Source organism: Casimicrobium huifangae, from assembly GCF_009746125.1.
Taxonomy (GTDB): Bacteria; Pseudomonadota; Gammaproteobacteria; order Burkholderiales; family Casimicrobiaceae; genus Casimicrobium; species Casimicrobium huifangae.
In genome coordinates, this window is the sequence record NZ_CP041352.1 from 4,084,085 (window position 1) to 4,098,065 (window position 13,981).

At 63.4% G+C, this 13,981-nt stretch carries 9 protein-coding genes; 1 reads left to right on the plus strand and 8 read right to left on the minus strand.

The window, feature by feature from the left end; genetic code table 11:
- The first annotated feature begins 1 nt into the window (after nucleotide 1).
- Nucleotides 2-493, plus strand: coding sequence for a hypothetical protein (locus tag FKL89_RS18505; RefSeq protein WP_156864197.1), 492 nt, complete (start codon nucleotides 2-4; stop codon nucleotides 491-493).
- 459 nt (nucleotides 494-952) lie between these two features.
- On the opposite strand, the gene FKL89_RS18510 is transcribed toward FKL89_RS18505, so the two are convergent.
- From FKL89_RS18510 to FKL89_RS18545, 8 genes are all read right to left on the minus strand, one after another.
- Nucleotides 953-2,185, minus strand: a complete 1,233-nt coding sequence (locus tag FKL89_RS18510) for an ABC transporter permease (protein WP_156864198.1) — start codon at nucleotides 2,183-2,185, stop codon at nucleotides 953-955.
- Nucleotides 2,182-2,874 (minus strand): ABC transporter ATP-binding protein, encoded by a 693-nt coding sequence (locus FKL89_RS18515; protein ID WP_156864790.1) that lies wholly within the window; start codon nucleotides 2,872-2,874, stop codon nucleotides 2,182-2,184. The genes FKL89_RS18510 and FKL89_RS18515 overlap by 4 nt, the downstream gene beginning before the upstream one ends.
- A 68-nt stretch (nucleotides 2,875-2,942) precedes the next feature.
- Nucleotides 2,943-3,887 carry an efflux RND transporter periplasmic adaptor subunit gene (locus FKL89_RS18520; protein WP_162527587.1) on the minus strand — a complete coding sequence of 315 codons (945 nt, stop codon included), beginning with the start codon at nucleotides 3,885-3,887 and terminating at the stop codon, nucleotides 2,943-2,945.
- Nucleotides 3,826-4,395 carry an efflux RND transporter periplasmic adaptor subunit gene (locus FKL89_RS18525; RefSeq protein ID WP_238363428.1) on the minus strand — a complete coding sequence of 190 codons (570 nt, stop codon included), beginning with the start codon at nucleotides 4,393-4,395 and terminating at the stop codon, nucleotides 3,826-3,828. The genes FKL89_RS18520 and FKL89_RS18525 overlap by 62 nt, the downstream gene beginning before the upstream one ends.
- 135 nt (nucleotides 4,396-4,530) lie before the next feature.
- Complete coding sequence (locus FKL89_RS18530) at nucleotides 4,531-5,988, minus strand: efflux transporter outer membrane subunit (protein ID WP_156864201.1); 1,458 nt, start codon at nucleotides 5,986-5,988, stop codon at nucleotides 4,531-4,533.
- The gene (locus tag FKL89_RS18535) at nucleotides 5,988-9,113 is read right to left on the minus strand and encodes a multidrug efflux RND transporter permease subunit (protein ID WP_156864202.1); all 3,126 of its coding nucleotides are present in this window, start codon (nucleotides 9,111-9,113) and stop codon (nucleotides 5,988-5,990) included. Before FKL89_RS18535 ends, FKL89_RS18530 begins: the two co-directional genes overlap by 1 nt.
- Nucleotides 9,113-12,271 carry an MdtB/MuxB family multidrug efflux RND transporter permease subunit gene (locus FKL89_RS18540; RefSeq protein ID WP_156864203.1) on the minus strand — a complete coding sequence of 1,053 codons (3,159 nt, stop codon included), beginning with the start codon at nucleotides 12,269-12,271 and terminating at the stop codon, nucleotides 9,113-9,115. The genes FKL89_RS18535 and FKL89_RS18540 overlap by 1 nt, the downstream gene beginning before the upstream one ends.
- Nucleotides 12,272-12,293: 22 nt before the next feature.
- Nucleotides 12,294-13,874: an efflux RND transporter periplasmic adaptor subunit gene (locus tag FKL89_RS18545; RefSeq protein ID WP_156864204.1), complete on the minus strand. Its 1,581-nt coding sequence runs from the start codon at nucleotides 13,872-13,874 to the stop codon at nucleotides 12,294-12,296.
- Nucleotides 13,875-13,981 lie beyond the last annotated feature (107 nt).

Consider the following 13,981-nt stretch of genomic DNA (forward strand, 5'->3'; position numbering starts at 1 on the left):
AATGAATGCATTGCACAGGCAGACCGCACACTGCCGTCGCTGGCTGGCCGCATTGCTGCTGGCCGCTGCGACCACGCCTGCCATGGCACAGGTACCACCGGGCATGCCGCCGGTGGGATTACCCTATGGCAACTACTTCGCGGCGGTGAAAGCGAAGCTGAACATGACGCCGGCGCAGGACGCGCAGTACACCGTGGCCCTGAAGGCGACGGTCAAGGCCAATGACGCCGCCCGCAAGGCGCGCACCGCCGCGGCGGACGCTGCCAAGGCCGAGCTCGCCAGGCCGGAGCCCAACTTTGAGCGCCTGCTCAACATGCGCGAGGAATTCAGCGAACTGAGCGCGAACGAGCGCAAAGTCGCTATTTCGGAATGGGTCAGGTTTACCCAGATGCTGACTGCGGAACAAAAGGCACTGGTCAAGGGTCAACTCCTTGATCGCGTCTCTCGCGCAGAGAACCTGCGTGAAAAATTTCGGCAGCGCCGCGGGGGCTAGCGACCTTGGGGCGCCGCGGATGAGCCGCGGTTGATACGAATGCTCATGCCTTATCAGCCCGGCTCCGGCCGGGCTTTTTTATGTCCTTTTTGTGCCATTCTGGCGACGCCAGCACCACGCGGGCGCAGACAAGGCTAAGCTTCCGATCAATCCGACGGGTTTTCCCGAAAAAAGTGCTTGACAGGACTGTTCAGGAACCCTAATATGACATTTGCATACTTCAGACGACTTCTCTTCTAGGTGTGCCCCTTTGAGACCACCCCCTCGATACACCTCCGGTCTTATCAGGTCTCTCAGGACTCAGCCCGCGCTCTCCGCGGGCTTTTTTTTGCCCTGATCCGCAGCATCTTTTCGATGAAATCCGCTATCAAACAGGGCTTATACCTGAATTGAGCATGAAGTCGACTTCTTGCCGTTTAGCGCTTCCAGCCCAATTCAATTGCGGGTTTCAGAGAAAAGTCATTCGTATCGTAATGCCTCGATCGGCAGCAGGCGCGACGCCTTGCGGGCAGGGTAGTACCCAAAGAAGATGCCGACCAGCGCGGCAAAGCCTGCCGCCAGCGCGATAGTGGTCGGCGACAGCGCCACCCGCCAGCCTGCGATCGCAGCGATCGTGTAGCTGGCAATCACGCCCACTGCGATGCCAATCAGGCCGCCGACCAGCGCCACCACCATCGCCTCAATCAGAAACTGGTTCAGGATCGCACGCGGCCGGGCGCCCACCGCCATGCGCAGACCAATCTCGCGGGTGCGCTCGGTGACGCTGACCAGCATGATGTTCATGATGCCGATGCCGCCCACCAGCAGCGACACCGAGGCGATCGCTGCCAGCAGCAGTGACATCGCCCTTGACGACGCCTCCTGCGCCTGCAGTACTTCGCTCAGGTTGCGGATGCTGAAGTCATCCTCCTGCGTGTTGCCGAGCCGGTGGCGCTGGCGCAGCAGTTCGCCCATCTGCTGTTGCGTGGCCGCGGCATCGAAGCCATCAGCGACCGAAACCACCAGCGATCCGACCGCCCGCTGCTTGGCCTGATTGCCGGAGCCCAGCACCCGTTTGCGGGCAGTCGAGATCGGGATCAGGATCAGATCGTCCTGGTCCTGCCCGGCCATGATCTGGCCCTTTTTCTCCAGCAGGCCAATCACCTCGAACGGCACTTTCTTGATGCGGATGGTTTGCCCAACCGGATTGGCGTCGGCGAACAGCTGGCGCGCTACGGTGTCACCGATCAGCGCCACTTTTGATGCACTTGTCATTTCTGCCGTCTCGAAGCTGCGACCGACCGTCAGCGCCCAGCCGCGGGCGTCGAGATAGTCCTGCGTGGTGCCGTAGACAGTGGTTGACCAGTTGGCGTTGCCGAAAACGATCTGTGCGCCGCCGCGCAGCATCGGTGCCGCGACCACGCCCGGTATCTCCGCTGCCAGTGCTGCAGCATCGTCTTCGGTCAGCGTCCAGCCACTGCCGCCGCCCATGCGCACGCCGCCCGAGGTCAGATTGCCCGACATCACGATGATCAGGTTCGAGCCAAGGCCCCGAATCTGGTCCGCCACCCGTTCCTGCGCGCCGGCACCGACCGCAATCATGGCGATCACGGCGCCGACACCAATGATGATGCCCAGCATGGTCAGTATGCTGCGCAGCAGGTTGGTTCGTAGCGCGCGCAGTGCAACGCGCAGGGTGGTAACAAAGTTCATGCTGCAACCCTGGCGTCAAACGCCGCAATCTCGGCAGTGGCATCACGCGGCGTCTGTGGCTGATCGCCCACCAGCCGGCCATCACGAAACAACAGCAACCTTGATGCAAAGGTCGCCACATCACTTTCGTGCGTGACCAGCACCACGGCCATGCCCTTCGCGTTGAGCGACTGGAACAGTGCCATGATCTCCAGACTGGTGCGGGTATCGAGCGCCCCGGTCGGCTCGTCGGCGAGGATCAGCCGTGGCCGGTTGACGATAGCGCGTGCGATTGCCACGCGCTGCTGCTGACCGCCGGAAAGCTGCGTCGGCCAGTGATCGGCGCGACTTGCCAGCCCCACCTGTGCCAGCGCGGCAAGTGCACGCTCGCGCCGTTCCTTCGGCGGCACCCCGGCGTACATCAACGGCAGCTCGACGTTCTCGGTAGCACTGGTGCGAGGCAACAGGTTGAAATTCTGGAAGACAAAGCCAATCATGCGGTTGCGCGCAGCGGCCAGATCGTCAGCGTCCATCTCGCTGACGGGTTCGCCATGCAGTCGGTAGCGCCCGGCGCTGGCACGGTCCAGGCAGCCGACCAGATTCATGAAGGTCGATTTGCCCGATCCGGAGGGTCCCATCACGGCCACGCACTCACCTTCGCAGATGGTGACTGTGAGATCACGCAGTGCGCGCACCTCTTCCTCACCCATCACATAGGTTTTGCTGAGCCCCTCGGTTTCGATCAAAGCCTTGCGCACGGCATGCACTCTGGCGCTGCCTAAAACGGCATGCGCGGCCCGGCCGCCGGCGCGACTTTGGCCCCGTTGCGCGTGTCCTGGGTGCCGACGATCACCTCGTCACCCTCTTTCAGAGCACCGCTGAGCATTTCGCTCCAGGTACCGTCACTGAGTCCGGTTCGCACCTCCACCGGCTGCGGTTTGCCGTCGCCAGGCAACACGTAAGCATGACCCATCGACATTGCCGCGACGGCACTGTCGCGACCGCCGGTTGCCGGCCCCTTGCCAGCACTTCGGCCCTCGTCCGCCGGCTTGAAACGCAGAGCCGCGTTGGCAATCTTGAGCACATTGTCACGACGGTCTACCGTGATGCGCGTATTCGCCGTCATGCCCGGCACCAGCGCGAGGTCGGGGTTGTCCGCCGAGATGGTGACGACGTAAGTCACCACGTTCTGGATCACCTGCGCCGCCTTGCGGATCTGGGTGATGCTGCCGCTGAAGTTGCGGCGAGGGAAGGCATCCACTGTGAAGCTGGCACGTTGGCCCACCTTGAGCCGTCCGATGTCTGCCTCGTCAATCGAGGCCTCGACCTGCATCGCACGCAGATCCTGCGCAATGATGAAAAGATCCGGCGCCGACAAACTCGCTGCCACCGTCTGCCCCGGCTCCACCTTGCGCGCGATGACTACACCGTCCACCGGCGCGCGGATCGTCGTTTTCTCCAGGTCAACCTGAGCCGACTGCAGCGCCACTTCGCGCTGGCGCACGTTGGCCTGTGCCGACGCGACCTGCGCCTCCTGCGTGCGAATGCTCTGCTCGGCCAGCGCCACCTGCTCGGTCGCTGTCCGGAATGTCGTCTCGGCCTTGTCGAGCTCGGAGGTGCTGATGAATCCTTTGCCGACCAGATCCTTCTTGCGCTGCAAATCACGATCGGCATCGGCCAGTGCGATCTTCGCCTTGCCAAGCTCGATACGTTGGCCGGCCACACTGTTCTGCTGCACCCTTGTCGAGCTCGGAGGTGCTGATGAATCCTTTGCCGACCAGATCCTTCTTGCGCTGCAAATCACGATCGGCATCGGCCAGTGCGATCTTCGCCTTGCCAAGCTCGATACGTTGGCCGGCCACACTGTTCTGCTGCACCAGCGCTGCGCTGCGCGCTGCATCAAGGTCGGCGCGAGCCTGACTGATCCGCAGCTGGTAGCTCTCGGGATCAATGCGCGCCAGTACCTGCCCCGGTTTCACGTTGCTGTTGAAATCGACCAGCACATCCTTCAACTGGCCGGAAATCTGCGAGCTGACGGCGATGGTCTTTACTGCGTTCAGTGTGCCGCTGGCGGCCACCGTCGAGACGATTGTGCCGCGCTCGACCTTGGTCAGTCGATACTTCACCTGCGCACCATCGCCGTCGTCGCCAAGCCACCACCATCCGGCGAGTGCCAACAACACAGCCGACGCCACCAGGGCGGTCGGAAGAAAAAATTTCTTGCCATTCATGATTGAATCGATGTTGCCCGGCATGGGCTTGGCGCTACATGATCCGATTGTGCGGGAATTCAACGCCCGCTTCGTGACATGGCGCAGGGAAACAGCGTTTTGCCAGCTCCCGAAAATTGCCGCGCTGCCCGGCTGCTAGCTGCCGAGTGCCCGCAACAGCGCCACCGTGGCCGTGAACTGCTGGGCACGCAGCGAGAGTTCGCTGCGACGGGCGCTGTATTCAGCCGTCTGCGCGGTCACCACATTCAGATAGCTCACGGTGCCGGCCTTGTACTGATTCAGCGCGATGGTCAGTGATTCCTGCGCGGCCTTGACGGCCTGTTGCTGCACCGCCAGTTCCTCGGCGAGGATGCGCTGCGCAGCGAGGTTGTCCTCGACTTCGCCGATGGCGGTCAGCACCGTCTGCCGGTAGGCGGCGACCGTCTGGTCATACGCCGCTACCACCTGCGCCTTTGCCGCATCGCGGGCGCCGCCATCGAACAGCGAAAGCGCCAGCGCCGGCCCCACCGACCAGAAGCGGTTGGGCAGTGACAGCAGGTCCGACAGATTGGCTCCGCGCTGACCAAACGACCCGGACAAAGTAATCGACGGATAGTAGGCCGCGACGGTTACACCGATCTGCGCATTGGCGGCGGCGACGCGCCGTTCAGCGGCAATGACGTCCGGCCGCTTGCGCAAAAGCTCGGAGGGCACCGATGCGGCCACCGCGGGTAGTTTCAAGGCGTAGGTTTCGCTGCGTTCCAGCGCGAATGTGGACGGTACGCGGCCGAGCAGGATCGCGATGGCGTGCTCCAGCGCCGCGCGCTGGTTGTCCGTGTCAATCAACTGCGCCCTGGCATTGAGTAACTGCAATTGCGCCTGCGCGACATCGGAGCGCGCTACGACGCCGGCGTCGTAGCGGTTCTGCGTCAGTTTCAGCGAGCGCTCGTAGGCTTCGACCGAATCCTCCAGCAGCGCGCGCTGGGCGTCGAGCGAACGCAGATTGCCGTAGCTGGTGGCCAGTTGCGCCCGCAGGCTAAGTGTGGTGGCAGCAAGGTCTGCCGCGCTGGCGGCGGCACTGGCGTCACCGGCCTCAATGCTGCGGCGGACACGCCCCCAGAGATCAAGCTCCCAGCTCGCCGCCAGGCTGGTGCTGAGCGAAGTCGCCGTGCTGCGCCCCGCCGTGGTGGCTTGCGACGAACGCGCGGCCGACGCATTGGTGCTCAAGGTTGGCCACTGGCCCGCCTGCGTCTGCTGCAGACTCGCGGTGGCCTGACGGTAACGCGCCTCGGCCTGCGCGATGTTCTGGTTGCCGTTCGCGACCTCGGTCATCAGCGCATCGAGCCTCGGATCGGCGAACGCCTTCCACCAGTCGCTTGCAACGGTAGTTCCGGTTGCGGGTGTCGCCGGCTTCAGCAGCTTTGCCGCTTCCTTGTATTGCGCCAGCGGACCAGCAACTGCAGCCTGTTCGCTGACGACATTCGGCAACGGCGCCGGGCGCAGGTAGTTGGGCCCTAGCGGCGCGCAGGCGGACAGCAGCCCGAGCGCGGGAATCGCCAGCAGGGCGGCGCGAATGGCTGCTGGCAGTGAACGCACCTTCATCGTGTGCTGCATCAATCGTTTCCTTCAAGGGCAGGTTTGACTGCGACGCCCGTATCGTGCGGCCGGTGCGTAGGCTTGCGCATCACCCGGTTGCGCAGGCGGTCCAGTGCGAGATACACCACGGGTGTCGTGTAGAGCGTCAGCAATTGCGACAGGATCAGCCCGCCGACGATCGATACGCCCAGCGGCTGCCGCAACTCGGCGCCATCACCCGAGCCGAGCGCCAGCGGCAGGGCGCCGAACAGCGCGGCGATGGTGGTCATCATGATCGGGCGGAAGCGCAGCAGGCAGGCGCGGTAGATTGCCTCGCGCGGGTCAAGCCCTTCCCGCCGTTCGGTCTCGATAGCGACGTCAATCATCATGATCGCGTTTTTCTTCACGATACCTATCAACAGGATCACGCCGATCAATGCAATCAGGCTGAATTCCATCTTGAACATCATCAGCGCCAGCACCGCGCCGACGCCCGCAGAAGGCAAAGTGGAAAGGATGGTGATCGGATGCACGAGGCTCTCGTAGAGCATGCCGAGCACCAGATAGATGGTGATGATCGCCGCGAGAATAAGCAGTGGCTGGCTCGACAACGACTGCTGGAAGATCTTGGCGCCGCCCTGAAAACTCGCAGTGATGCCGGTGGGCACGCCAATGCGGGCGAGCGCAGTGTCAATCGCCTCGGTTGCCTGCCCGATCGACACCCCGGATGCGAGATTGAATGACACCGTGCTCGCGGCAAACTGGCCCTGATGGTTCACCGCCAGCGGCGTGTTGGTGGGTGACACGGTGGCGACCTGTGAAAGCGGAATCTGCTTGCCGCCGCTGCCGGTGAGGTAAATATTTTTCAGCGACTCGGCGTCCTGCAGGTACTTGCCGTCAGCCTCCATCACCACGCGATACTGGTTCAGTGCCTCATACAAGGTGGCGATCTGGCGCTGCCCGTAAGCGTCGTTCAGTGTGGCGTCGACATTGCGCACCGTGATGCCAAAGCGCGCCATCGCATCGCGATCCAGCAGCAGCGAGGTTTGCAAGCCCTTGTCCTGGGCGTCGGTGTTGACGTCAGTCAGCTCGGTCAGATTGCTGAGCGTGGCGCGGATCGCCGGCTCCCATTGTCTGAGCAACGCAAGATCGTCCGACTGCAAGGTGTACTGGTATTGCGCATTGCCGGATCGACCACCTGCGCGCAAGTCCTGCGCCGACTGCAGGAACAGCGATGCACCTGCCACCTGCGCCAGCTTCGGCCGCAACCGGTTGCTGATTTCGTCTGCCGTTGCAGCGCGCTCCTTCAGTGGTTTCAGCACCACGAACATTAAGCCCGAATTGCGCTGCCCGCCACCGGTGAACGCGGTGACGTGGGCTACGGCCGGGTCTTTCTTCACAATTTCGACAAACTGCGACACCTTGCTGCTCATCGACTGGAACGACGTCGCCTGATCGGCCTGAATGCCACCAATCATCAGGCCGGTGTCCTGTTGCGGGAAGAAGCCCTTGGGAATTTCGCGGTAGAGCCAGACGTTGGCGGCAATGGTCAAGGCGAACACGATCAGCAGCAGGGCGGGATGATTGAGCGCCCAGCCCAGCGATTTGGCATAACCGCGATGCATCAGGCCAAACGCTCCGCCGTGCTTGCGTGAACCGTCGTCGTGCGTTGCCGCCACGTGCCGGCCGCGCCGCAGCCAGCGCGCGCAGAGCATCGGCGTCACCGTCAGTGAAACCACCAGCGACACCAGAATTGCCACCGACAACGTCACCGCAAACTCGCGAAACAGCCGCCCGATGATCCCGCCCATCGCGAGGATCGGGATGAACACCGCGATCAGCGACAGGCTCATCGACAGCACCGTGAAGCCTACCTCCTTCGCGCCCATGAGCGCTGCCTCGACCGGCTTCATGCCCTCCTCGATGTAGCGCATGATGTTTTCGAGCACCACAATGGCGTCATCGACGACAAAACCGGTGGCGATGGTCAATGCCATCAGCGAGAGGTTGTTCAGGCTGTAGCCGAGCAGATACATCGCGATGAAGGTGCCCAGCAGCGACACCGGCACCGAGATCGCCGGGATGATGGTGGCGCGGCCGCTGCGCAGGAAGGCGAATACCACGATCACCACCAGCGCAATCGAGATTGCCAGTGCCCGTTCCACCTCGCGCAGCGACGCGCGGATGGTGGTGGTGCGCTCCATCACCACTTCCATGTCAATCGCATCAGGAATAGTGGCGCGCAGCCTTGGCAGCAGGTCCTTCACGCGTTCGACGGTCTCCAGAATGTTGGCGCCCGGCTGCCGGTAGATGATGAGCTGCACCGAGGGTTCGCCGTCAGTCAGGCCCATGTTACGTGCGTCCTGCACGCTGTCGGTGACAGTCGCGATATCGGAGAGGCGCAGCGCAGCGCCGTTCTTCCAGCTCACCACCAGCGGCAAATATTCCGCTGCCTTCTTGGCCTGATCATTGGCACCAATCTGCCACTGCCGGTCGCCCACTTCGACCACACCCTTGGGCCGGTTGACGTTGTTGTTGGCGATTGCTCCGCGCACTTCTTCCAGCGACACCCCGGTGGCGGCGACCGTGGGCAGATCGAGCGCAACGCGTACCGCTGGTAGCGCACCACCGCCGACGTTGACGTTGCCCACGCCCTCGATCTGCGAAATGCGCTGTGCCAGTACGGTGGATGCCGCGTCGTACATCTGTCCGCGGGTCAGCGACTTCGAGGTCAGCGACAGGATCATCACCGGCGAATCGGCCGGGTTTGCCTTGCGGTAAACCGGGTTGCCAGGCAGGCTGCTCGGCAAGGTCACCCGTGCTGCGTTGATCGCAGCCTGCACCTCTCGTGCCGCGCTGTCGATGTTCTTGCCGAGATCGAACTGCAGCGTGACGCGGGTTGAGGACAGTGAGCTTGATGAGGTGATTTCGTTGACGCCGGCGATAGTGCCCAGCGCGCGTTCAAGCGGCGTCGCCACCGTCGCCGCCATTGTCTCCGGGCTGGCACCGGGCAGGTTGGCAGTGACCGTGATGACCGGAAACTCCACCTGCGGCAACGGTGCCACCGGCATCAGCAGGAATGACAGCGCACCCGCGATCGCGACGCCCAGTGTCAGCAACGTCGTGGCAACTGGGCGTTCGATGAAGGGGCGAGACAGATTCATTACCGTGCTACCTGGTCCGCGGCGACTCGCACCGGTTCCTCGCGACGGAAGCGGCGCGCGAGACGGTCAAAAGCCAGATAGATCACCGGTGTGGTGAACAGCGTCAGCACCTGGCTCACCAGCAGGCCACCCACCATCGTCCAGCCCAGCGGATGCCTGAGCTCGCTGCCCATGCCACTTCCCAGCATTAACGGCAGGGCACCCAGTAACGCCGCCATCGTGGTCATCAGGATCGGGCGCAACCGCAGCAGACAGGCCTGACGGATGGCGTCGTGCGGCGCCTTGCCTTCGTCACGTTCGGCCGCGAGCGCGAAGTCGATCATCATGATGGCGTTTTTCTTGACGATACCAATCAACAGCACGATACCGATGATGGCGATCACGCCGAGGTCGTTACCCGATACGATCAGCGCCAGTAACGCGCCAATGCCCGCCGAAGGCAGGGTGGACAGAATCGTGATCGGATGGATGTAGCTCTCGTAGAGCACACCGAGCACGATGTACATGGTCGCGATGGCAGCGAGAATCAGCCACACCTGATTGGCAAGCGCGGCGCGGAAGGCCAGTGTCGCGCCCTGAAACTGTGTGCGGATGCTGGCCGGCATGCCCAGTGCCTGCTCGGTCGCCTCAATCGCCTGCACCGCTTCGCCGAGCGAAACGCCCTTCGCTACGTTGAACGACACCGTGGTGGCCGGGAACTGGTTCAGCTTGTTGACCTGCAACTCGGCCGGGCGTTCGGCCACGCGGGCAATCGAGGACAGCGGCACCTGCGAGGTGACGCCAGCGACGGTGCCCGGCACATAGATCTGCGCAATGATCTCTGGCCCGGTGGTCGGGTTACCGGATCCGGTGACCGGCTTCTGCGCTTCGAGCACCACACGGTACTGGCTTGCCTGAGTGAAGATGGTCGAAATCAGCCGCTGGCCGAAGGCGTTGTACAGCGCATTGTTGATTGCGGCCACCGTCACGCCCACGCGCGACGCGGCATCACGGTCAATCTCGACGTAGGCCTGCAAGCCACTGCGCTGCAGCTCGGTCGAAACATCAGTAATCTGCGGCAGCTGCTGCATGCGCTCGACCAGTTTCGGCGTCCATTCACCGAGCGCCTGGGTGTCAGTGCTGTCCAGCGTGAACTGGTATTGCGTACGGCTGACCCGATCCTCGATGGTGAGGTCCTGTACCGGTTGCATCGACACTGCAATATCGGGGATGTTGCGCACCCGGTCGTTGAGTCGCTCGATCAACGCGGTGGCGCGGACACGACCGCTCTCCAGCGGTTGCAGATCGATCTGCAGGCGACCATTGTTGATGGTGTTGTTGACGCCATCGACTCCGATGATCGAGGAAACGCTGCGCACGGCCGGGTCATCCATCAACGCATTCACCACCGCCTGCTGCTTCTCGCTCATGGCCGCAAACGACACGCTCTGTGGTGCCGTGGTGATGGCAGCGATAGTGCCAGTGTCCTGCACTGGGAAGAAACCCTTGGGCACGAACCAGGCCAGCAGCACAGTCACCGCAACGGTGGCGACCGCGACGATCAGCGTCAATGCCTGCCGCGCCAGTACCCAGTCCAGCGCGACGGCGTACTTCGCCTGCAAGCGGTCGAAGGCGTGACCGATCGCCGCGAGCCAGCGCGGTTCGTGCTGCTCGTGCTCACTCTTCAGTAGCCGCGCGCACATCATGGGCGTCAGCGTCAGCGACACGAAGGCCGAGATGATGATGGCGATGGCCAGTGTGATGGCAAATTCACGGAACAGGCGACCCACCACGTCACGCATGAACAGGAGCGGGATCAGCACCGCCAGCAGCGATACCGTCAGCGAGATGATGGTGAAGGCAATCTGCTTCGAGCCGTTGATCGCAGCCTCGAACGGCCCTTCGCCATCTTCAATGCGGCGCGCGATGTTTTCGATCATCACGATGGCATCGTCGACCACGAAGCCAGCGGCGATGGTGAGCGCCATCAGCGACAGGTTGTTGACCGAGAAGCCCACCGCGTACATCACCGCGAACGTTCCCACCAGCGACAACGGCACTGCGACACTGGGGATGATGGTGGCCGGGATGCTGCGCAGGAACAGGAAAATCACCATCACCACCAGCGCGACGGCGAGCATCAACTCGTACTGTACGTCGCGCACCGAGGCGCGAATGGTGATGGTGCGGTCGGTCAGCGTGGACAGCTCGACCGACGCCGGCAGGGCGGCGCGCAGTTGCGGCAGGATGGCCTTGATCGAATTGACCGTCTCGATCACGTTGGCACCGGGCTGACGCTGCACGTTGATCACAATCCCGGGCTGCTGCACGCGCTTGCCGTCGCGATCAAAGGTGGCCCAGGCCGCGAGCCGGATGTTCTCGGCGTCATCGACCACGGCCGCGACGTCACGAATGCGGATCGGCGCCCCGTTCTTGTAGGCAATGACCAGCTTCGCGTATTCGCTGGCGTCCTTCAACTGGTCATTGGCGTCGATGGTGCTGGCGCGCAACGGACCATCAAAGCTGCCTTTGGCCTGATTGACGTTCTGGTTGCTGACTGCGGTGCGAATGTCATCAAGCGACAAACCGAGCTGCGTCAGAGCGCGCGGATTGACCTGGATTCGCACGGCGGGTTTCTGGCCGCCAGACAGCGTAACCAGGCCGACCCCGTTGACCTGAGAAAGCTTCTGCGCGATGCGGGTATCGGCGAGATCCTGTACCCGCGGCAGCGGCAGCGTATCGGAGGTCAGTGCCAGCGTGAGGATCGGCGCGTCCGCCGGGTTGACCTTGTTGTACACCGGTGGTGCCGGCAGATCGCTCGGCAACAGGGTGGCTGCGGCGTTGATCGCAGCCTGCACCTGCTGCTCGGCAACATCAAGTCGCAAGTCAAGTGCGAAGCGCAACGTGACGACCGATGCGCCGCCGGAACTGGTGGACCACATCTGTTCCAGCCCCGGCATCTGGCCAAACTGCTTCTCCAGCGGCGCCGTGATCGACGATGCAATCACCTCCGGGCTGGCGCCGGGATAGAGCGTGGTGATCTGGATGGTCGGATAGTCCACCTGCGGCAAGGCGGATTGCGGCAATAGCCGGTAACCGATAACGCCGATGATGAACACCGCCAGCATCAAGAGGCTGGTGGCAACGGGACGCCGGATGAACGGCTCGCAGGGATTCATGCTGGCTCTGGCCCGCTATCGCTCAGGGTTTGCCGGCGCCTGGCGCACCACCAGCGGCCTCGCGCTGCTTGCGGCGCTCGGCCTTCTCGGCGTCACTCAGATCGGCCCAGGCTTTGCGCGGCGCGTCACCCGTGGCCCCTGCACTGGCCGGCGCTGCCGCTGGCGGTGTATTGCCTGGCGCGCCACCCGTCGCTTCCCGCTGCTTGCGACGCTCCGCCTTTTCGACATCGCTGAGATCAGCCCAGGACTTTTTTGGCGCGTCGCCGCTGGCCGCCGCAGCAGGTCCTGCGCTTGAGGCAGCTGGTGCTGAGGTCGCGGCACTGGTCGCGGGCGCGGAGCCCTTGCCATCACTCTGTTTGCCGTCACCGCGCTGGCGAGTGCGTACAGGCGGCGGCGCCTGCACCGTCGTCACCGTAGCACCATCGCGCAGTTTGTCTGCGCCATCAATGACGATGGCTTCGCCCTCTTTCAAACCGCTGGTGACGACCACCCGGTCGCCCGAAGTCACGCCAAGCTGCACCTTGCGCAGGCTGGCAGTTTTCTCCGGCGTCACCACGTAGACGTAAGTCCCCGGCGCGCCACGCTGCACAGCACTTTGCGGCACGGTGAGCGCACCGTCGAGCTGCTCCAGCTCAAGTTTCGCGTTGACGAACTGATTGGGGAACAGCCGGCTCGCCTTGTTCGGGAACACGGCTTTCAGTTTCACAGTACCGGTGGCGGCATCAATCTGGTTGTCCACCGCGAGCAGCTCACCGGTATCAAGCACCGTGCGGCCGTCGCGATCAATCGCCTGCACTTTCAGACGGTCTTCGGCGGTCTTCGCATTCAGCCGCGCCAGCACCGAAGGCAGCACCTCCTGCGGCACCGCAAAGACGGCGGTGATCGGTTGCACTTCGGTGATGATCACGATGCCGTTGGTGTCCGATGCACGGACCATATTGCCGGCATCGACCTGACGCAGCCCGGTGCGGCCGGTAATCGGCGCCTTCACCTGCGTGTAGCCGACGTTGAGCTGGGCGGTGGCGACCTGCGCCCGGTCGGCCTGCAGGGTGCCTTCGAGCTGCTTCACCAATGCCGCCTGGGCGTCTACCTGCTGCCGCGCAATGCTGTCCTGCTCCAGCAGCTTCTGATAACGCACGAGGTCGAGCTTGGCGGAGTCGAGCTGCGCCTGATCCTTCGCCAACTGGCCCAACGCCTGTTGTAGCGTCGCCTGAAACGGCAGCGGGTCGATCTGTGCGATCACGTCACCGGCACGTACCAGTTGCCCCTCGCGGAAGGAGACGCTTTGCAGCAGTCCGTCAACGCGGGCGCGCGCGGCGGCCGTCGAGCGCGCCGTCACGGTACCAATCGCCGTCACCATCACCGGCACGTCGCCAGCGCGGACCTGATCGATCACCGCCGGCACCGGCATGTTGCGCCGGCCGCCGGCACCACCCGGACCGGCCTGGCCGGGAGCCGCTGCAGCCTTGCCGTCAGCGCCAGCCTTGTCAGCCCCGGTGTCAACCTGCGACTTGCTCCACCACCAGCCACCACCGGCAAGCACGGCCACCAGAGCGGCCAGCCCGAGCCAGCGCCCGCCGGTCATCTTTTTGTTGTCAGCCATAGTTTTCCTACGTTACGCCGCGTTCCACATACGGCGTTCTTCTGCTCAGATTCTTGTCAGCTCAGCGCGCTTTCGCCCATCCAGTCTGGGCTTGGGGCGATTTCTTG

Bases quoted from the DNA above. Each gene is read 5' to 3' on its own strand.
- FKL89_RS18525 (WP_238363428.1), bottom strand. From the start codon at position 4,395: ATGAATGGCAAGAAATTTTTTCTTCCGACCGCCCTGGTGGCGTCGGCT.
- FKL89_RS18510 (WP_156864198.1), bottom strand. From the start codon at position 2,185: ATGAACTTTGTTACCACCCTGCGCGTTGCACTGCGCGCGCTACGAACC.
- FKL89_RS18535 (WP_156864202.1), bottom strand. From the start codon at position 9,113: ATGAATCTGTCTCGCCCCTTCATCGAACGCCCAGTTGCCACGACGTTG.
- FKL89_RS18505 (WP_156864197.1), top strand. From the start codon at position 2: ATGAATGCATTGCACAGGCAGACCGCACACTGCCGTCGCTGGCTGGCC.
- FKL89_RS18545 (WP_156864204.1), bottom strand. From the start codon at position 13,874: ATGGCTGACAACAAAAAGATGACCGGCGGGCGCTGGCTCGGGCTGGCC.
- FKL89_RS18530 (WP_156864201.1), bottom strand. From the start codon at position 5,988: ATGCAGCACACGATGAAGGTGCGTTCACTGCCAGCAGCCATTCGCGCC.
- FKL89_RS18540 (WP_156864203.1), bottom strand. From the start codon at position 12,271: ATGAATCCCTGCGAGCCGTTCATCCGGCGTCCCGTTGCCACCAGCCTC.
- FKL89_RS18515 (WP_156864790.1), bottom strand. From the start codon at position 2,874: ATGGGTGAGGAAGAGGTGCGCGCACTGCGTGATCTCACAGTCACCATC.